At 63.0% G+C, this 20215-nt stretch carries 13 protein-coding genes; 3 read left to right on the top strand and 10 right to left on the bottom strand.

The window, feature by feature from the left end; translation table 11 throughout:
- The first annotated feature begins 115 nt into the window (after positions 1-115).
- Positions 116-2572, top strand: a complete 2457-nt coding sequence (locus SKP52_RS08155) for a TonB-dependent receptor (protein ID WP_039573732.1) — start codon at positions 116-118, stop codon at positions 2570-2572.
- 59 nt (positions 2573-2631) lie between these two features.
- Positions 2632-3315 (top strand): Fe2+-dependent dioxygenase, encoded by a 684-nt coding sequence (locus tag SKP52_RS08150; protein ID WP_039573729.1) that lies wholly within the window; start codon positions 2632-2634, stop codon positions 3313-3315.
- Here the strand turns inward: SKP52_RS08150 and SKP52_RS08145 are convergent.
- The 10 genes from SKP52_RS08145 to SKP52_RS08100 all read right to left on the bottom strand — a co-directional run bounded on the left by SKP52_RS08145 (position 3312) and on the right by SKP52_RS08100 (position 18343).
- Complete coding sequence (locus tag SKP52_RS08145; RefSeq protein ID WP_228383868.1) at positions 3312-4244, bottom strand: FAD:protein FMN transferase; 933 nt, start codon at positions 4242-4244, stop codon at positions 3312-3314. The genes SKP52_RS08150 and SKP52_RS08145 overlap by 4 nt on opposite strands.
- A 26-nt stretch (positions 4245-4270) precedes the next feature.
- Positions 4271-5098: a DUF4198 domain-containing protein gene (locus SKP52_RS08140; protein WP_039573726.1), complete on the bottom strand. Its 828-nt coding sequence runs from the start codon at positions 5096-5098 to the stop codon at positions 4271-4273.
- Positions 5099-5118: 20 nt separating this feature from the next.
- Complete coding sequence (locus SKP52_RS08135) at positions 5119-5646, bottom strand: DUF2271 domain-containing protein (protein ID WP_039573723.1); 528 nt, start codon at positions 5644-5646, stop codon at positions 5119-5121.
- A 12-nt stretch (positions 5647-5658) separates the two neighbouring features.
- A complete protein-coding gene (locus SKP52_RS08130; RefSeq protein WP_039573721.1) occupies positions 5659-6300 on the bottom strand; it encodes a PepSY-associated TM helix domain-containing protein in 642 nt (213 codons plus the stop codon).
- 116 nt (positions 6301-6416) lie between these two features.
- Positions 6417-7778, bottom strand: a complete 1362-nt coding sequence (locus SKP52_RS08125; RefSeq protein ID WP_228383867.1) for an HlyD family type I secretion periplasmic adaptor subunit — start codon at positions 7776-7778, stop codon at positions 6417-6419.
- The gene (locus tag SKP52_RS08120) at positions 7775-9529 is read right to left on the bottom strand and encodes a type I secretion system permease/ATPase (protein ID WP_052207986.1); all 1755 of its coding nucleotides are present in this window, start codon (positions 9527-9529) and stop codon (positions 7775-7777) included. The genes SKP52_RS08125 and SKP52_RS08120 overlap by 4 nt, the downstream gene beginning before the upstream one ends.
- 66 nt (positions 9530-9595) lie before the next feature.
- On the bottom strand, positions 9596-15379 hold the full coding sequence (locus tag SKP52_RS08115) for a peroxidase family protein (RefSeq protein WP_052207984.1): 5784 nt from the start codon (positions 15377-15379) through the stop codon (positions 9596-9598).
- 322 nt (positions 15380-15701) lie between these two features.
- Positions 15702-16457 carry a LuxR C-terminal-related transcriptional regulator gene (locus SKP52_RS08110; RefSeq protein WP_160292377.1) on the bottom strand — a complete coding sequence of 252 codons (756 nt, stop codon included), beginning with the start codon at positions 16455-16457 and terminating at the stop codon, positions 15702-15704.
- 163 nt (positions 16458-16620) lie between these two features.
- Positions 16621-17652, bottom strand: coding sequence for a sensor histidine kinase (locus tag SKP52_RS08105; protein WP_052207980.1), 1032 nt, complete (start codon positions 17650-17652; stop codon positions 16621-16623).
- A gap of 13 nt (positions 17653-17665) precedes the next feature.
- Positions 17666-18343, bottom strand: a complete 678-nt coding sequence (locus tag SKP52_RS08100; RefSeq protein WP_039573718.1) for a response regulator transcription factor — start codon at positions 18341-18343, stop codon at positions 17666-17668.
- Positions 18344-18923: 580 nt separating this feature from the next.
- On the opposite strand from SKP52_RS08100, the gene SKP52_RS08095 reads away from it, so the two are divergent.
- Positions 18924-20213, top strand: coding sequence for a hypothetical protein (locus SKP52_RS08095; RefSeq protein ID WP_039573716.1), 1290 nt, complete (start codon positions 18924-18926; stop codon positions 20211-20213).
- The last annotated feature ends 2 nt before the right edge of the window (positions 20214-20215 follow it).

Genomic DNA, 20215 nt, shown 5'->3' with positions numbered 1-20215 from the left:
TCACAAAGCAAGTACCAACCGCGACAAACATGCGACTAATTCTCAATAGACGTTGACTTTGCAATCGACTCTCAATAGCGGCGCCCCGAACCAATCATAAAACAGGGGGTTTACCGTGAAGCCATCGACATCCGCCTCGTTCCTCGCACTCTCCTGCGTCGGCAGCCTGATCAGCGCGCCGGCGCTCGCCACCGAGGCAGATGCGGCACAGGACGCACCCGGCGGCCGCAACGACATCATCGTCAGCGGCACGCTCGCGACCGAGGTGGAATCGCCCAAGTCGACCGCACCCATCGTCGACACGCCGCAAACCGTAACGGTCGTGTCGCAGGAACAAATCCGTCAGCAGAATCTGCTCACGCTGCGCGACGCGCTCACGACTATCCCCGGCATCACGTTCGGCGCGGGCGAAGGCGGCGGCGGTTATGGCGACTCGATCAACCTGCGCGGTTACTCGGCGAACAATGACCTGACGGTCGACGGTGTCCGCGACAGCGCGCAATACAGCCGCACCGACCCCTTCAACCTGCAGCAGATCGAAGTCTATAATGGCGCCAACTCGGTGTTCAACGGATCGGGCAGCGTCGGCGGCACGATCAACCTCGTCAGCAAGATCCCCTTTGCGCGCGACGCGACGACGGTGCAGGCTGCGGTCGGCACCGATAATTATTACCGCGCCGCCGTCGACAGCAATTGGCGCGTCAGCGACCTGATCGCGGTGCGCATCAACGCCATGTATCATGAGAATGACGTACCGGGCCGCGACGTCGAATCCTATCAGCGCTGGGGCGTCGCGCCGTCGATCACGATCGGCGTCGAAAGCGACACCAGCCTGACGCTCGCCTATATCCATCAGGACGACGACAACACGCCAATCTATGGCGTGCCCTTTTTCCTGAGCGGGGTGAACAATGGTCCGCTCGCGGGCGTCGACGACAGCGACTATTTCGGCATCGTCAATCTCGACGAACAGAAGACGAAGGTCGACCGCCTGACCGCGACCTTCCGCCACGCGTTCAGCGACAATGTCTCGATCCGCAACCTGACCCGCTGGCAGCGCGTCCACCAGTATAGCCAGACGAGCGCGCCGCAGGGCGTCTTCTGCCTCGCCAGCGGCCTCCAGCCGATCGGAGGCAGTGCCAATGCGACCGTGGGCAGCGCCTGCCCGGCTGGCCAGAACGCCCCCGGCTTCTATTATCCCGCCGGCCCGCGCGGGCTGGTCCGCGATCAGGTCAACGACCTGATCCACAACCAGACCGACCTTACCGTCGCCAGCGGCGCCAAAGGCGGCCTGTTCAACACGCTGGTGATCGGCGCATCGTACACGCAGGAAGATTATTCGATCGAGAATGCGCAGCTGCTGCGCAATGCAGGCGGCACGCTGCCCAACCCGGTGCAGCCGCCGATCAGCCTGTCGAACCCGAACACGGTGTGGAACGGTCCGGTCAATTATGTCCGCACGGGGAACAGCTATGGCGACACGCGTAACCTCGCGGTCTATGCCTTCGACACGCTCGAAATCTCGCCGATGTTCGAACTGAACGCGGGGGTTCGTTATGAAAGCGTGCGGACCGTCTTCCGCGCCGACACGGTGACGACGCCTGCGACGGGCGCGGTGTACGTCCGCGGCGCCGAACAGATCAGCGACGAAAATCTCTTCTCCTATCGCCTTGGCGCGGTGTTCCACCCGATCGAGAATGTCAGCCTCTATGCCGCCTATGGCAATGCCAAGACCCCGACCTCGGCGACCGTTCGCGCGGGCTGCGGCCTGCCGGCGGCGCCGGGCGCCGCCGATCCGTGTGCGGTCGCGCCCGAGAAGGCGCGCACCTATGAAATCGGGGCCAAGGCCGAGCTGTTCGACAAGAAGATGCTGCTGACCGCCGCCCTGTTCCGCAACGAACGCACCAATTTCCGTACGCCGTCGAACGATCCGGCGCAGCCCAACTCGTTACAGGTGCTCGATGGCCAGTCGCGCGTCGATGGTGTGGCCCTCGGCGTCAGCGGCAATGTGACCCCCGAATGGGCGATCTTTGCGAACTACACTTATCTCGACAGCGAAGTGCGGCAGAGTGTTTCGGACTATTGTCTCGCCAACCCCGATCCGCAGCCGCTCACGGTTCCGGCGCGTCCGGCTTGCGCCAACACGGCCGCGCTCCGCGATCCGCAGGCTGGCGACCGCCTGATCCAGACGCCGAAGCATTCGGGCAGCCTGTTCACCACCTATGTCTTCCCGTTCGGGCTGCAGATCGGTTATGGCCTGACCTATCAGGGCAGATTTGCGACCAACCAGCGCAATGTCGCGCAGCGGACGCAGTTCATGGTCGACGATTACCTGATCCACCGCGCCTTTGTGTCGTATGACTTCAAGAACGGTCTGGTGGCGCAGCTCAACGTCAGCAACTTCACGAACGAGGATTATTACACCGGCGTCCGCAACAATGTCGGAGCGGGCGTCGTTGCGCCGAATGGTAGCCCAACGCCCGGCGCGATCACCGGCGGCGCCGCATCGGGCGGCTGGGCGAACCCGGGCGACTCCCGCTCGGCCGTGTTCAGCCTCTTCTACAACTTCTGATCCCGGTGGGCGGGCGCGGCGATTGCTGCGTCCGCCCTTTTCGGACTAGAAGCAACGCCATGATCCGCATCATTCCCGACGTGCTCGACGCCGATGGCGTCGCCAAGCTCCGCTCGATCCTCGACGCCGCCGACTGGGTCGACGGCAACGAAACATCGGGTCCGCAGGCCGCGCTCGCAAAGCGCAACCAGCAGCTTCCCGAATTGGGCGAAGCCGCCGCGGAGGCGGGCCGTTTCGTTCTCGATGCGCTCGGCCGCAGCCCGCTGTTCATCGCTGCGGCGCTGCCGCTCAAAATATATCCGCCCTATTTCAACCGCTATGCCGGCGGCGAGAGTTTCGGCGACCATATCGACAATGCGATCCGCATGCGCCGCGGCAGCGAGTTCCGGATGCGGAGCGACTTGTCCGCGACACTTTTCCTCGCCGATCCCGATAGCTATGAGGGTGGCGGGCTGGTCGTCGAAGGTTTTTCCGACGCGCCGGGGATCAAATTACCTGCGGGCCATATGGTCCTCTACCCCGCGACCACCGTCCACCGCGTCGAGCCGGTCACGTCGGGCACGCGCGTCGCGAGCTTCTTCTGGATTCAGTCGATGGTCCGCGACCAGGGCCAGCGCAACCTGCTGTTCGACCTCGATATGGGGGTACAGGGCGCGGCGACGGCGCTGGGCCAGGGCGACGCGACGGTCGTGCGCCTGACCGGCGTGTATCACAATCTGCTGCGGCGCTGGGCCGACAGCTAATCCTGCATCGCGCGCCAGGCGCGTGAGAGATATTCGCGGTCGCCCGCGATCACGCACGCGACCAAATTCTGCTCATCGGCTATTGCGATGCCCGCTTGCGGACCGAGGACGGTAAGCGCGGTCGCCCAGCCATCGGCCATCATGCAACTGCGATGAAGCACGGTGACCGAAGAAACATTGTTGACGATCGGCTGGCCGGTTTGCGGATCGAAGCTGTGCGAATAATAACGATCGTCGACGGTGACTCCGCGGCGATAATTGCCCGATGTCGCCGCGGACAGATCGTGCAGCGCGATCCGCCATGGCGGAATCGACGATGTCGGCGGCATCTCGACATCGACCCACCAAGGCTGGCCGTCGGGCCGAATCCCCTCGCCGCGAAGCTCGCCGCCAACTTCGAGCAGAAAGTGCCGCACGCCGATGTCGAGCAGCCATTCGGCCGCAAGATCGACGCCATAGCCTTTGGCAATACCCGATAAATCCAGCGCCGCGCCCTCGCTGCGCCGGATGCGCCGCGTTGCCGAATCGAAATCAATGGTGCGGTCGGCGCAAAGCCCGGCAGCGTCCGGCGCCTGCCCGGCGCGACCGGCGCTGCCGAAACCCCAGGCTTCGGTGAAGTTGCCGAGACCGGGGTCAAAGGCCCCGCCGCTGGCGCGCGCGATGTCGAGCGCGGCCTCTATCACATGTGCAAATTCGGCCGGGACGTCGCACCATGTGCCGGGCGCGGCATGGTTGAAGCGCGCAAGGTCGGATTCCCTCTTCCACTGGCTCATCTGTGCGACGACAAGGTCGAGCGCCGCCTGCACGCCGTGCAAGGTCGCCACGGGCGGCGCGACCGCCTGCAGCGACCAGCTTGTCCCCATCGTTTCGCCCGCGAAAATTTCGGTTGCAGCCCCCGCGTCGCGCCCGGCGAAAGCCGCGGGCGTCAAGGCGCGGGGGATGAGGATGCGATCGGTCAGGGCGCCAGCACCTCGAGCGTCGTGACATAGCTGGCGCGGCGCGCGATGACCGTCGGAGCGCCTTCGGGCTGCTCGGCCTGCGGCGTCGTGACGTTCAGCCAGTAAAGGCCGGGTCCGGGCCATGTCAGCTCGACCTTGCCGTCGGCGCCGGTCTTGAGGTCGACCTGGCCCAACTGGTCGCGATAGCGGATGCCGCCGGGGATCAGCGTGACTGGCAGGCCCGCGGCGGGTTTGCCGTCGAGAAGAAACTGGAAGGTCGCAGTTTCGCCCGAAATCAAATCGTTGGGGTGCGTCACTGGCACGATTTCGATACCCTTCCCCGTCGGCTTGAACAAGGTTGTCGTTGGTTCGCCGACCGTCACGAAAATCTCGTTGCGGTTGTTCGCCTCGGCGGTCTTCACATTGGTGGCACCGGTGGGCACGCGCTCGGCGAGGTTGGCGGCGGTGGTGCCGCGCGGCAGGCGCTCGGTCTTGCCGTTCAGATCATAGCTGCCCATCAGCATGTCGGCGACCGAGGCGATCCGCCATGTGCCCTTCTGCGTCAAATGGACGTCGAACGTACTGCGGTAGCGCCCGGTCGACTTATTCTCGATCGCCGCTTCGCTGCCGTCGGGCGCCCACGCCTTCATCGCGTCGAGGCGCAGCGGCTGATGTTCGAAATAGAAAAGATCGTTCGATACCGCCGCGTCGACCGTGACCCACACATCGTCGCCCGACAGCACGGTCGCCGACGGCATCATCCACTGGCGATGCGCGGAGGCCGGAACGGCAACCAGCGCCGCAAGCGCGGCCGTCGCGGCGAAACCCCAAATTCGCTTCTTCATATCTCTGTTCCTCTCAATCTTCAGCGGAAGGCGACCGAAACGGCGCCCAGTTCAGTCGTTCCGGCAGCGCGGCCGCCCGCCCCGGCCTTTGCGGGCCAGGTGAAGGGGATGCGCAGAAGTTCGCGGCCGCCGACCTCGCGCGCCGCCTCGATCACCAGCGTATATTGGCCGGGTGCGGCCGCGCCGAGTTGCGCGCGCGAGAAGGAGATTTTGTGCGCGCCCGGAGCGCGGGTGGCGCCGGTGACGCCGTTCGCCGGGAAGGCCATCGAGCGGCCCGCGGCGCGCCACCACTGGCGGACGTCGCGGAGCCACTTCGTGCCCTCATTCGCCTTCATGTCATAATCGTACCAGACCGCGACGGTTTTTGCCTTCGCTCCTGCCTTCTCGACCCAGATCGCGACATAAGGCTTGTGATATTCGGCGACCTTAAGCCGCGGGATATTGATCGTCACGTCCATCGTGCCCGGATCGGCGGCGAACGCAGGGACGGCGAAGGTCGCGCCGAGGCCAATCGTCCCAATAACGCATGCCGTGGTGGAAAGCTGCATTGACGGGTCTCCCTAATGAATGAAAATGACGGCGATGGCGGCGGGAAACGCGAGCCCCATACCAACGAGCGGCCAGGTGCTTTTCCGCTTCGCCGAATGCAGCCAGAGCAGGACCAGGCCGGTGATGGCGAAGATCAGACAGGCGAAGGCGAAGATGTCGATGAACAGGCTCCACTCGGTGCCCGAATTGCGCCCTTTATGAAGATCGTTGAGGTAGGAGATCCAGCCGCGGCTGGTGACCTCGCTAGACGCTTCGCCGGTCGCGAGATCGATCGCGACCCACGCGTCGCCGCCGGGACGGGGCGCGGGCAGATAGACCTCGCCCGCCGACCACTCGGCTTCGCCCGATGCCTTGACCGGAAAGCTGTCCTCGACCCATCGGGCGACGTCGGCGGGTAGCGGCGCCTTTTCGGCGGCGGGCGTTGCCGATTTCAGCCGCGTAAGCAGCGCGGGCGGCATTTGCGCCGCCTTTTCGGCGACGACTGGCGACCCCTCGATATCGGCGGCGTGGTTGAGCGTGAAGCCGGTGATCGCGAACAACAGCAGACCAATCAGGCTGATAGCCGAACTCATCCAGTGCCACATATGGAGCTGTTTCAGCCAAAAGGCTTTCCGGCTCTTTGTCGCCGGTCGCGGGGGTGTCGGTGCATGCATCCGGGAATTCTACCTAAAGGATGCACGGCCATTATCGAGAGTGATTCGCAATTACAATATGATTCGACTTCTGGCCGGTGAAGCGGTGGAGCCCCTGCCCCCGGCCGGACGAACCCTCAGTTTTCGCGCCCCGCCATCCACAACGTTTGAGTGAGGGGTTCGATAAGATATGAAAGCGCCGTCCGCTTTCGCAGCGGGATCATGATATCGACGGGCAGACCAGCGCGAAGCCCGCCGTCCTGACGAACCTGCTTGAGCTTTGCGAGTTCGCTGGGCGGCACGACCAACTCGATCTTGAAATAGCGTATCCCCGAACGCTCGTCCTCGAAACTATCTGCCGAAATCTTGGAAATTTGACCGACGAGGATCGGCAGGTTGCGTTCCTGCAACGCGGTAAAGCGAATCTGGGTCTTCATCCCCGGCGCCAGATCGTCTGCGTCGGTTGGCGAGGCCTTGCCATCGATGACCAGGGCACGGTCTTGCGGAACGATCTCCATCAGCGTGTCGCCCGCCGCAACGACGCCGCCGACCGTGAAAACCTTCAGCCCGACCACCCGACCCTCGGCCGGCGCACGTACCGTCGATCGGGCAAGCTGTTCGCGCACGGCAATCAGCTTGGGCTGAAGCTCATCGAGACGAACTTGCGCCTCCTGCTTCTGCGCCGCCACCTCCTCGAGCATCTGCTTGTCGATGCCGACCATTTGCATCTGCGCCTCGCCGATCGCTTCGGAAGACCTTGCGATGTCGGCGCGATACGCACCGTAGGAGCCGTCGAGTTCCGCCGCGGACCGCTCCATGCTGCGGACCCGGTTGATCGATACGAAGCCTTTCGGAAGCAGCGTGCGAAGTCCCTGCAGCTCGTCTCCGATCAACTGCTGCTGCACCTTGTTGGAATTCATCTGATAGCTGTATCCGTTGATCTGTTCGGAATGCTGGCGCATTCGCTGGCGCAACACGTTGCGCTGCGTGTGCACGGAATTACGCCGCGCTTCGAACAGCTGGCGCTGGCCGCGCAAGGCTTCAACGGCCAACTCCCGGTTTTCGGGCGCCAGCAATGTAAATTCCGCCGGCTCGGCGACGCTTCGCAGGCCGCCAAGTTCGGCGACCAGACGCGCGCGCTGCGCCAGCAGAGCAATGACTTCGCCGGTCAGTCCGCGTTCGGCCGCAACCAGTTCCGATGCCGAGATCGTGAGCAGCTGCTCCCCCTTCTTGACCGTTTGTCCTTCGACAACATGGAGTTCGGTAACGATGCCCCCTTCGCGGTGCTGGACCGCCTGACGGCTACCCGACACAGCGATCACCCCCGGCGCATAGGCCCCGGCATCAAGTGGCGTCAGTGACGCCCATCCGAGCATGCCCACGAAAAAGAAGGCCACGATGAGCCCCCCAATGCGCAGTTCGCGATGCGGACGGTCCACGGAATCGTGGCCCGAAGGACGATCGCCGCCGATCGGCGGTTTCCAGGTCATATCGGTCATGGCCGCGCTCCTTCATGGATGGGAACGACATTCTTCTTTGCCGCAGAATTTTGCAGCGCCTGGAGGATTTCGTCGCGTGGCCCCACCCCCACGATCGCGCCGTCGGCAAGAATCGCCAGCTTGTCGGCGCTCGCCAGCACCGCCGCACGATGCGCGACGATCATGATCGCCGCGCCTTGCAGTTTCGCGGCACCTATGGCCCTCGACAAAGCCTCCTCGCCATCGCTGTCGAGCGCCGAGTTCGGCTCGTCGAGAACCAGGATGCGCGGGCTGCCATAGAGCGCCCGCGCAAGCGCGACGCGTTGTGCCTGCCCTGCCGACAATTTGTGGCCATTGCCTTCGATACAGGTGTCGTATCCGCCGGGCAGATGCAGGATCAGTTCATGGACCCCCGCCAGGCGCGCGGCGATCACGACCTGCTCGTCAACCTCCGCCTGCGGAACGCCGCGAGCGGCCCCGAAACGCGAAACATTTTCGCTGATCGTTCCAGGCAGCAGGCCGCAATCCTGAGGGAGATAGCCGATATGCCGCGCAAGCTCTTCGGGATCCCAATCGGCCATGCTGGCGCCATCGACCCGGATTTCGCCGAGGTCGGGCGTCAGCGCGCCCGCGACGACGCGCGCGAGCGTCGTCTTGCCTGCTCCGGACGGGCCGACAACGCCCAGCACCTCGCCGGGTGCAAGCTTCAAGAATATATTCTTGAGCAGGATCGCGCTGCCTTCGGCATTGCGGACGACAACCCCCTGGAGGTCCACCTGCCCCTGCGGGTCGGGCAAAGTCGTGCGCACAACCGGACCCGATGCTTGCTCGAACAACGTACCGAGTGTGCGAAGCGCCTGACGCGACTGGACGATGTTGGGCCAGAGACCGACGAGTTGCTCGATCGGCTGAAGAGCGCGGCTCAGCAAGACCGAAGCGGCGATGATCGCACCGACTGAAATCTGGCCGTTGATGGCGAGCCAGGCACCGACGCCCAGCGCGAAGGATTGCATGAACATTCGTACGAATTTGACGAGCCCATTATACCGGCTGCCCGAGAACTGAAGATCGGCGACGGCGTTCAGTCCGACGCTACGCTGCTGTATATGGCGTGAGACCAGCGCGCGCCGCATCCCGAGCGCCCGCACAATCTCTGCCTTGCGTAGCATCGCCTCATGCGATTCATAAGCTGCCGCGTTGGCCTGATGCGCCTCCTCGGCCTTGGCCTTGCTGCGCCTTTCATTGGCGATCGCGAGCGTGACCAGCACGCTCCCCGCCGCCAGCACCAGCAATCCCAAAATCGGGTGAATGAGGAAGGCCACCAAAAGATACAGCGGCGTCCACGGGACGTCGAACAAGGCCGTGGCCGCCTGTCCCGCAAGCGACTGCCGCAGCAGATCGAATTCCCGCATCGCCTGTTGGGTCGAAGGGTCGCCGGGCCGTGCGCGGGATCGAGCAAGCAGCCGGTCCAGTATCTCACCCGAAAGCAACCGGTCGAGGCGTAGCGATGCGCGGGTCATTAGCCGGACACGGATCGCATCGAGCGCCGACAGCGTCGCGATCGCGACGCCGACGACGACGGTGATGAAGATCAGCGTCAGTACGCCATTGGTCGGCACAACCCGGTCGTAGACCTGCATCATGTAGATGGTTGGTGCGAGATAGAGAATGTTGATCAGCGCACTGAATGTTGCTGCGAGGATGAAGTGGGTCCGACAGGCGCGGACGGCTTCTGACAATGCCGGTGGAACGGTCATCCAGAACAGGCGCATGCAAATCCTCCCTGATTGTCGAAAAAGTGGCGCCGGGCCGGGGGGGAGGTCCCGGCGCCAAGCTCGTTATGCAAACGGATAGTCCCCGTCGAAATAGTGGCGGACGTGGCGCCCGTTCACTTCCATCCAGTCGTCGATCAGCGCCCGGATCATCTGGAATGGATTGTCCTGCTGATGGGCGGAACCGCCGTTGCCATTCCCGTTGGAGGAATTGATGACGTCCTGGGGCCGGGCGCCACCGACAAACTGATCCGCGCCGCCGCCCGTATTGAATACGAGCCGATGGTCGGAGGTCAGTCCGGATATATCGACGGTGTCGGCGCCCCGGCCACCATTGACGGTGATGGTATTGAAATTGAGGCTCGTCGGATTGAAATCGCCGATCACGGAGACCGTATCGCCACCTCCAAGCCCTCCCGTACCGCCCGGCAGGACGCCTCCCGGCGACGTCACGTTGACCGCGTTGATATTGATCTCTTCGATGTTGTCGAGTTCAGCAACGATCGCGGCATTGTTGGTGCCGTTGCGGGTGATGACGATCTCGGTGGTCGCATTGAGACCAGTGATGCCTGCCGCCTCGGCCGCGGCGCGGGCATAGATGCGAAAGGTTTCCGCGCCCCCCACGCCAACCAGCACATAGGTGTCGTTACCGGCGCCGCCATCGACCAGATCCCTGCCACCGGTGGATCCGGTCTGGGTTATCGTATCGTTCCCGTCGCCACCATTGATGATGTCGTTTCCGGCGCCGCCGTTGATCGTGTCGTTGCCGCCAAAGCCGAACACCGCCTGCGAACCTGCGGCACCGTTAGCGCCGTTGACGTTGTTGTTGTTGCCGGCGCCTCCGGTGACAACCGCATAGTTGGCGCCATTGAACCGGAGTGTTTCGACATTGCTCACGGTATCGACACCCTCGGCGCCGACGTTGTCGGTGACGACAAAAGACGTTCCGCTGGTCGTGATGCTGTAGTTTCCGACCGCTCCGGCAAAGACCGCGACGTCGTCGCCGCCATTACCGTCGATCGTGTCATTGCCCGCGCCGCCGGTCAGCGTGTCGTTGCCAGCCCCGCCACTCATCGTGTCGACACCCTGACCGCCGGTGACGGTGTCATTACCGCCGCCGCCGTTCAGCACGTCGTTGCCCTGACCGCCGTTGACGGTGTCATTGCCGCCTTCGCCGTTCAGCAGGTCGTTACCGTCGTTGCCGTTCAGCGTGTCGTTGCCGCCGCCACCGTCGCCGATATCGTCGCCCGCGGTGCCCGCGAGCGTGTTGTTATTGCCATTGCCGTCCCAGTCGACCCCGGTCGGTCCGGTCGCGGCGGATATGACCTGTTCGGCCGTACCGCCGCCATCGGTGAAGCTCACCACGACGCGCAACTGAAGCCCGGCCTGGGCGCCAAACGTCGTGCCGCCTGGATTGTTGGGCGTGAAGGTCGCGTTGGTCGCGCCGGCAATATTGGCCCAGGCCACGCCATTGGCCGACTGTTGCCACTGATAGCCGAATGTTCCGAGCCCATTTCCGTCAGCGATTGTCGCGGTATTCACCGTCAGCAACTGGCCTTCGGTCGGCGTCAGATCGCTGATGACGGCTTGGCCCGTCACCGGCTGATTGACGCCGATCTCGATATCCGAGAACCGCATGCGTTCGATGTTGCGCAGATTGTCGGTGCCGTCGACCTGCGTGCCGCGCGCATGCGCCACGCTGATCGTCCCATTGGCATTATAGGTGATATCGTAATTGGCCCGAAGGTCGGAGAACACCGCGATATCCGTGTCGCCCGCCGTCAAGTCAGTCAGGATTTCGCGGACGATCACAAGTTGACCCGGATTATATGTCCGGTTGAACATCTGCGTCACCAATTGCGTCATGCTGTCGGCGGTCGCGATTTCCGCACCAGTACCGCCGTTGGGACCGACGTTTTCGCGAACGCTGATCCGCACGTTCAGCCATTTGTCGCCGTCGATGATGTCGTCGCCGGCATTGCCCCGGATCACGTCGCTGCCGTCGCCGCCAAGAATGATGTCGCCGGCGTCATACAAGGTAACGCCTGTCCCGAGCACGTCCTGGAGCCCGGCGATGCGGGCGATGCCAGCGGCGTCGAGTCTGCTGCCAGTATAGCCTTCGCTTCCCCCTTGGTCGAAGGGCGCGCGCTCTGCCGCGATGACATTCGATCCCGACAGGATATCGTTGAACCGCGACCCCGACAGCCCCTCGATGCTTTCATACGCGTCTAGCGTCGCATTTTGCGGAGGCGTGGGATTCTCGTCGAATACGATCCCGCGAGTTAGGTCGGCGTCGGTGGCCGCGTTATTATCCTTGTAGATCGCCCAGTCCCAACCCGACATGCCAGCCATTTTGGCGCGACCGGGGCTGCCGACCATGATGTCGTCGCCGCCTTCGCCGATGAACTCGTCGAAGCCGCCGAGGCCGAAGAACACGTCATGGCCGACGACACCGTCCTGCGCGAAAATTTCGTCGAAATTGTCGCCGGGGGCGCCGTCGAACGTGCCATGCTCGATCCAGTCGTCACCCTCGTTGCCGAGGATGCGTTCGGCGGTGATGTTGCCGAGGATGAAGTCATTGCCTTCGCCCGCGAACACTTCGGTGCCCGCGTCATTGCCCAGAACGATGAAGTCCTGGCCGCGGCCGCCCATCACGAGATCGAGGCCGGGGCCGGTATTGACCACATCATGCCCGTCTTCGAGCTTGATATTGTCGTCGCCGCCCAGGTCGCGAACGACGTCGTCGCCCGCACCGGCATTGATGATGTCGTTGCCGGCGCCGCCTTCGAGCGTATCGTTGCCGCCATCGCCGAAGATCGTGTCGTCGCCCTCGCTTGCGATGATAATGTCGGCGCCGTCGGTGCCGCCAAGAACCACATGATCGCCGCCGGTGTAGCGGAGATAATTTGTGTCGGGACCGACTGTGCCGGGGTTATTGCGGACAACGAGCGGAGTCAGGATGCCGCCGCCCGTAGGGTCGTCGCTCTCAAGGTCGCCGTCGCCATCCAGGTCATTGAACTGCTTAGTGCGATCGACCTCTAGCAGCAGGCCGGGGGTCGAGAAGACGTCCGAAGGCAGATGCGTCGCGTTGGTATGCCGCATGATCATGCTGGCGAACGAATTGCCCTCCATCTCGCTGAACAGGTGCAAGCCGTCGAGACGCTGGAGATAGTAGAAGCGATCGGCGTTCTGAAGCTGTTCCATCTGCACTTCGAAGACAAAGTTGAAGGTCGAGCCGAGCATGCCGCCGAAGGGCAGTATCTTTTCGGCAAGGCCGCCGATCCAAAGGTCGATATCGTCGAGGCCGGTCGTGGTCACGCCGTTCGGACCGCTGCTCCAGTCGACATTATCCAGCGGATCATCGGGATCGCCAATGAAGAGCTCGCCGTTGAGGAAGGCGGTGGCATCCGCCGGCGCGACAATCGTGCGGGCTTCGTTCGCAGGCGTATTGGGATCGTCGAGAATGCTTTGGTCGACGCCGAAGATGATCGCCATCGCCGCGGCACGCTTGCCCTCTACGGTCGTTTCGCCCGTAATAAGCTCATGCGTGCCATAAGCCGCGATGAAATTGATGATCGACGCCTCGTTTTTGAGGTTGCCGGCAAAATCGACCCAGCTTTCATAGGGTTTCAGCCGCGCGTCATTGTTCGTCACTTCATAGAATTCGCGGCGCGCGGCATTCAGCGAAGGAACGCCGGTGTCGCGGCCGCGGGCGAGGTTGATCGTCGCCAGATCGAGCGGCAGGCCGAGCAGATTGTTGCGCAGCGCGCTGGTGACGAATTCGTCGATCTCGTTGCCGACCTGACGCGTCATGCCGCGGACGATGTCGCCTGCTGCAAGGCCGTCTTCGATCACACCGCCAGCCCCGTTGAACGCCGTCGGGTTCAGGAAGCCATCGATCAGGCTGATATCGTCGGGCGTGAAGGTCGGCCCGAACCGCGATATATCTTCGGTCAGCATCGAGTGGCCGAAGCGATAAACGACGTGCGCGAATTCGGCGACGATGTCCGGATTGATCGTCGTATCGAACCCGTCGGGCACGATGAAGATGTCGACCTGCGGCTGGATCTTGCGCGCGAATTCCTCGAACACCAGGTGCTGATACTGCATTTCGGTGCCGAATTTGGCAGCCTGGAACAGGCGCTCGCCGTCCCACACAAGATCCTCGACCTCTGCCGGGGTCGGGAGCGATGCGACGTCGTCGACGAGCCATTCGTTCAGGAACGCCAGGTCGCCCGAGGCCAGGACGACCTCCTTGGTATGTTCGACCAGGCGGTTATGCTCCGCATGAAACACATGGTGAACCGCGGTCAGACCGATATTCTCGTTCACGCGGCCGTCGCCCGCCATGAAATGCGCGTCGAGCAGCTCGTTGTCGTAAACCAGCGGATTGTTGCCCGGGTTGTCGAGCCCGATCGTAATATCGCCATCCTCGATGCCGTTCGGCACCGCGTTGTGGGCGATGTCGGCCAGGAACGCGCTGTTCGTCCGAATCGCGGTGGCCAGGCCAACCGGCGCGTCCGGCGTGCCCGAAATCACGACGTCGTCGGCCGTGTTGGGAATCCCGTCGAGGCCAACGCCGGTGATGACCTGTGCATAGCCCGCGGCGTTGGGAATGAAATTGCCATAGGCATCGGTCCGTAGCAACGGCACTTTACCCACGTCCTGATCGGTCAGCTGGATGCCCAGCATCAGCGCCTGCGCCTTGACCTCGCCCCATGTCGCCATGCCGCCGGGCGATCCGCCCGCGCCCTCGATCAGCTTGCCCGTAGCAACCGGGTGCCCGTCAGCGTTCAGCGCATATTGACGTAGAAACACCTGATGCGAGGCGTGCGACGTATAGGTCTGATTCTGATCGACATAGGGAGACGTCGTATTGATCGGCCGGACATCGTCGGCGGTGCCCATGATGCCGTCCGTGCCGGCCGAAACCGTCGCGCGGGTCAGCACCATGAAGTTGGTGTGACTTCCCTCGACATAGAGCGGATCGTCGGGCTGGAGCGGAATGAAGACCGTGCCGCTGCCGCCCTTGTTGATGAGATCGAGACCGTGGTCGAAGAACTGACCGAACAGGGTGAACCACGAGTTGAACGAGGCCGACAAGCCCCCGTCGGGCGAAATATTGGGCAAATGGACATTGTCGCCGTCCATCTCGAGGCCAAAGGGCACGAGTGCCGCGTCTCGGACGACGCGCGCGGCTTCCAGATCGGCCACGGTAACATCATGCGCGGCCGTCGCGGCAGCCAGCGCGGCCTGCGCGGCCAACTCGGCCGGCGTATCGCCGGGCAATCCGTCATTGGCTACGGTTGCGGCAGTCTGCGCGTTCTGCAACACGACGCGCGCCTGATATTCCGCGTCCGAAGCGGGTTTGAAGGCTTGATAGATTGCCGTGACGAGCGGAAGATCGGCCAAGGCATCATCGCTGCCCGCGCGGGCAAGGCCTTCCAAAATCGCGGCAGGGTTGCCCAGCGTCTGATCGACCAGCAGGTTGGAGATGGTCCGCAGGCTGCTGTCGAAAACGAGCGAGTTCGGATCATCGGACGGATTATAGTTGGGCGATGTCGGCATCGCCGGAGCCGGACCCGGGCCATCGGGGTCGAACGGCGTGCCATCGGCCGGCCGGTAGACGGGATCGAGCAGCGTCGGGAAAGGCTGGTTCGCCGCGCCCCATTGTTCCTGGCCTGGGAGCAAATGGTTGTAACTGCCGTCGACGGTGCGCAGGCCGAATGAAAGATTATACGCGGGGACAAGCCCACCCGGGCCGTAGAGCGGCTGACCGGCGGCATGGGCTTCGGCAATCTTGATCTGGTCCAGAATGAACTCAAGATCGCTGCGGATATACGTGACCATGTTTACCTCCCTGCAGTAAATCCGCGTTCACCGCTCAACGGTCGGCTCGGTTTCGACTCGCATTACGCAGCCGATATACGGATTATGTGATTGTAAATTATGGCCCATAAAGCGACGTCGTCGAGTTGGACTGGCGATCTATTACGTTACCGCCTTTCTATACTCACGCGGTGTATAACCTTGTCACATTCGATATAGTCCTTTTTGCATAGAGATCGACTGCGCGAGGGGGACGCTTGACGGCCCGCGCAAGTCGGGCACAGGAAAAACGGAAAAGGAGGTTTGTTTCCGGTCAGCCGGAAGACAGCGAATGAAGTCCGCCTCAGCGCCTGAACGAGATCTGCGACAATCCGCTGAAATTGCGGTGCGACATCGGCCTTCCGCGCGTCTCTTCGAGAAGGCCGGGCAGATATGTTTCGGTCGGGCGGTCATTAAACGCCCGCGCCTGCATCACCGCGACGGCGCTGACCCGGTTGTGGACACCCAGCATGCGAAATGCCGCGGCGATGTGAACCTTGACCGTGCCTTCTGCGATGCAAAGAAGCCGGGCGATTTCCTTGTTCGAACGCCCCGCGGCAAGGAGGTTCAGCACCTCGAATTGGCGCCCTGTCAAAGCTGTCCCAGGCACGCCGCCGTCCTCGTCCGCGAGACTCGCCATCCGCAAGTTCAGATCGGAAAGGAACGGAGGGACGTATATCTGGCCCGCCAGCACCTTTCGCAAGGCGTCGGCCATCTCATGGACCGGAAGATCTTTTGGAATATAGCCGTGAACACCGGCGCCAAGCGCGTCGAGCACCATCTCGCGATCCCGGGACGCGGTCACGACCACCACGCGCACGTCGGCAAATTTGACGCGTAGATCGCGCAATCCTTCGCGCTTGCGCATTCCTGGCAGGCCAAGATCAATCGTCACAAAGTCGATTGACCGCCGCGCCGTCAATCTCGCCATCACGGTGGGAAAGTCCCAAGCTTCGATCAGGTTGGATAGACCAAGATTTCGCGCGAAAAGTGTGGTCAGCCCTTCGCGACAAAGCGGATGGCTGTCCGCAACCAGAATTTCACCTGCTGCTACCGTCACGGAATTGCCCCCCACGGGTACTTGCCTAGGCACGCGCCGACAAAAATACTCCCGCCTGACCCCCTTCCTGCCGCCGCGACCCGAGCGGGAAGGCACTCCTTTTAGTTATGAAACGAATCGGTCGGGTTCAGCTTATGAGCCTAACCTGACGCCAACCTGACGATTAACTTCGCTCGCTATCCGATTGTTCAACATGTTTCGCCGCATCTTGAAATAGCAGACAAATTTCTTTCCTATGGGGGTTTGTAACCAATTGGGCGTGGTGGATTTCGACAATCCGCGCCACTATCGCCAGGCCGAGCCCTGCCCCGGCCCCGCTGGCGTGATCGGCGCGGACAAACCGCTGACTGAGTGCTGCAAGCTCGACCGCCGATAAACCCGCCCCGCCGTCCCTGACACAAATGCGGACATCGGGGCCGACCGCGATCACCACCGTTCCGCCCTCGGGCGTAACGCGGAGGGCATTTTCCGCCAGATTCGAAACCGCTGCGGTCAGCATTTCCCTGATTCCGGAAACCGCGGGTTCGCCTTCGACAACCAACTCAACATGCCTGCCCTGTTCCGCCGCCAGCGGCGCGAAGCGGTTGGCCACATCCATCGCAACGTCCAAAAGGCAAACCCGGTCGCGCGCCACCGGTGACGCCATATCGGCCTCCACCTGCGCCATCATCATGATCTGACCAACAAGCCGCTTCATCGCGGCGACATCCTTCTTGAGCCGGAGAGCATCGGGAGACCCCAGCCGGTCCAGTTCGATCATCAGGATCGCCAGCGGCGTGCGGAGTTCGTGGGCGACATTGGCGGCGAAGGCTTCGCGCTGCCCCGCCACTCCGTCGAGACGCGCCAGCAGGTCGTTGAGCGCGCGTGCAAAAGGCTGCGTTTCGAGTGGGAATTCCTCCAGATCGACGCGGAAGCCCCGTTCGGTGCCTACGACCGAATCCATCCGGGCGGCGGCGGCGCCAAGCGGAGCGAGAGACGTACGAATAACCCACCGGGCAGCGAAAAACATCGGCACCATGAGCAGGAGGAGCGGCAGGACGACATGCTCGGCGATCTCGAGCCATTCGCCCCGCCAGCCGTCGGCCGCTGATTGTTGCTCGAGCATCATTTCGACGTCGAAGCTGACAAAGATAATGAGCGCGAGACCACCGAACGCTCCCGTCCATGCCAGCCCTCGCGTCAGGCGACGGGACACGGAATGCGGCGCTCTAATCCTCGTAATCCCTGAGCAAATAGCCCATCCCGCGAACGGTTATAAGTCTGTCGGGATAATCGGCCTCGCTAAGCTTGTGCCGAAGCCGGGATACAATGGCCTCCACCGCGTTGGGCGTAACCGGCTCGTCGAACCGATACAGCGCTTCCTCTATGCTAGATCGGCGGACGACTGCCCCGGCGCGGCGGATCAGCAACTCCAGCAAATCGGCTTCGCGTCGGGTCAGTTCGATAGCATGGTTGCCGCTCCGCGCGGTTCTTGCCGCGACGTCGAACGCCAGCTTGCCCGCCCGGATGACCGGCAGACTGCGCGCTCCAGGCCGGCGCAGGAGCGCGCGAAGGCGCGCGGCGAGTTCTTCGATTTCGACCGGCTTGACGAGATAGTCGTCCGCCCCTGCATCGAGCCCGGCGACGCGGTCGCCCATACCGTCGCGCGCTGTCAGGATCAGGATCGGCGGCAGCGGCTGCCCCGGCCGTTCGCGGCGCAGCCATTCGAGCCCGTCACCATCGGGAAGCCCCAGATCCAGGATAACCGCATCATAAGCCACGCTGATAAGCGCCGCCTCGGCATCGTCGATGCTCTCGACCCCGTCACCACTGAAACCATGCTGGGCTATGCCGTGCGAAATGAGCTCCGCCAAACGGCTATTGTCCTCTATGATCAGGACGCGCATGTCGCACCAATTGACAGCATAGCCCCCACGGTCATCGCCCGCACGATCCGCTAAGATCACCCCTGCATCTTAACGGGCCCATTCGCCGGGTCAGCCAAGTATGAACTCATTGTTCACGAAATCAAGAAGGCCGCGACGGGCTGAATTCGCCTGTGCAACGTCTTCCGCTGGAAGCAAGGCCGACGCCGCCGCCGCTGGGCGGATGGCGGCATGAGAAATTGCGAAAGTGGCGGAGACGGAGGGAAGAGAAGGGCGCCGCCAAGAAATCGATTTAACACAAATTTATTGGGTCGCTTGGCTTGCCCCTAAGGAGGTTTCGATTGGGTTGTGGGACGGTCTTACCCACACGGACATAGACGCACAGTGGCCCGGCAGGTTAGACGGAACGACCCCATTAGACTGGTTTTTTTCGATCACCTGATGGGGAAAGCTACGGCGCAGCCGTCCATCCTGCCCAGCCCAGCCGATCTTGCCATCTTCACCGGCCTCACTTACTCTCACGCCCGTGAACGACCCAGAGGCGATGCGGCTCAAGGCCTCTGGCAGAGCGACGGGCTAATAAAACCCAAGTGAGGATGGCATGGACGATCCAACCCGGCGCAGATTTCTCGCTGCGGCAGGTGTGTTGCCGGTGACGACGGCGGCGTCCGCAGTCGGTGCCACCACGACCAACCGGATCGCCGCCGATCTCCGAACATATATTGGATTTGGCGGTAAACAGTCGGGTGGTGCCGGCGACCAGGCGTGCGGTCACTGGCTTGCGGGAGAGCTCGAAGCGGCGGGCTTCGCGGTCCAGATGCCGAAGTTGTCCGTACCGTTTTTCGAAGCCGCAGACTGCACGATACAAGCGGGCGAAGCCCGTGCCATTCTCTGGCCCCAGCCGATTGTGGTGCCAACGCCGCCCATGGGTATATCGGGGCCGCTGGTGCGCGTCGATCGCGCAGGACAGGCCAGCGCACCGCTTGCCGGGGCAATTGCGCTGATCGACCTCCCTTATGGCCGGTGGTCTTCAGCGCTGGCAAAGCCGATCCGTAACCCGATCGACCATGCCCTTGGCGCGGGCGCAAAGGCGGCCGTCGTCATCACCAACGGCCCGACCGGAAAGATTATCGCGCTCAATGCCGACGGGCGCGCGCCCATGTTCACCGGGCCGGTGGGACTCATCGCGCCCATCGATGCCGGACCATTTCTGAAAGCCGCGATGACGCACGGAATGGCGACCGTCACCCTGGCGGGCGAAGGCGGGTGCCGTCCGGCATTCAACGTCGTCGGCCGTATGAACCGCGGCAAAGGTCGCTGGCTCGTCGTCTCGACGCCGCGGTCGGGCTGGTTCGGCTGTGCTGGAGAGCGCGGCGGCGGGATCGCGGCTTGGCTGCACCTTGCGCGCGAAGCGCCGACGCTGTTTCCCGACCACGACCTAGCTTTTCTGTGCAACAGCGGGCATGAATATGAGAATCTGGGCGCCGAAGAGGCATTGAAGGCGGCGGCGCCGAAGCCCGCCGATACACATTTCTGGCTCCACCTCGGCGCCAATCTCGCGGCCCGCGACTGGCATGAGGGGCTGTTCGGGCTGTCTCCAATCGGTGGAACCGATTCGCAACGCTATCTGGTCGTCAGCCCGCCCTTGCTTCCGGTCGCGCGCCGCCTGTTTGCAGGTGTTGCGGGGCTCGAGACGCCCTACCCCAGCGACAAATTGTCCGCAGGCGAACTGACCGCGATCATCGCTGCCGGCTATTCTTCGGTCGCGGGCATCTTCGGCGTCCATCGTTTCCACCATGTTGAGGGCGACGATGCGCGCTGCGTCGATACCGCCGCCGTCGCCACGACGACGGCGGCGTTCCGCGAACTGCTGATCGCTGCTGCGCGCTAGAT

It is taken from the genome of Sphingopyxis fribergensis (genome assembly GCF_000803645.1).
Lineage (GTDB): Bacteria > Pseudomonadota > Alphaproteobacteria > Sphingomonadales > Sphingomonadaceae > Sphingopyxis > Sphingopyxis fribergensis.
The sequence above is the reverse complement of the archived record's forward strand: the minus strand, read 5'-3'. Positions and strand labels throughout refer to the sequence as shown.

Coding starts and splice junctions, on each gene's coding strand:
- SKP52_RS08130 (WP_039573721.1), bottom strand. CDS start 6,300: ATGCATGCACCGACACCCCCGCGACCGGCGACAAAGAGCCGGAAAGCC.
- SKP52_RS08140 (WP_039573726.1), bottom strand. CDS start 5,098: ATGAAGAAGCGAATTTGGGGTTTCGCCGCGACGGCCGCGCTTGCGGCG.
- SKP52_RS08095 (WP_039573716.1), top strand. CDS start 18,924: ATGGACGATCCAACCCGGCGCAGATTTCTCGCTGCGGCAGGTGTGTTG.
- SKP52_RS08135 (WP_039573723.1), bottom strand. CDS start 5,646: ATGCAGCTTTCCACCACGGCATGCGTTATTGGGACGATTGGCCTCGGC.
- SKP52_RS08125 (WP_228383867.1), bottom strand. CDS start 7,778: ATGACCGATATGACCTGGAAACCGCCGATCGGCGGCGATCGTCCTTCG.
- SKP52_RS08115 (WP_052207984.1), bottom strand. CDS start 15,379: ATGGTCACGTATATCCGCAGCGATCTTGAGTTCATTCTGGACCAGATC.
- SKP52_RS08150 (WP_039573729.1), top strand. CDS start 2,632: ATGATCCGCATCATTCCCGACGTGCTCGACGCCGATGGCGTCGCCAAG.
- SKP52_RS08120 (WP_052207986.1), bottom strand. CDS start 9,529: ATGCGCCTGTTCTGGATGACCGTTCCACCGGCATTGTCAGAAGCCGTC.
- SKP52_RS08100 (WP_039573718.1), bottom strand. CDS start 18,343: ATGCGCGTCCTGATCATAGAGGACAATAGCCGTTTGGCGGAGCTCATT.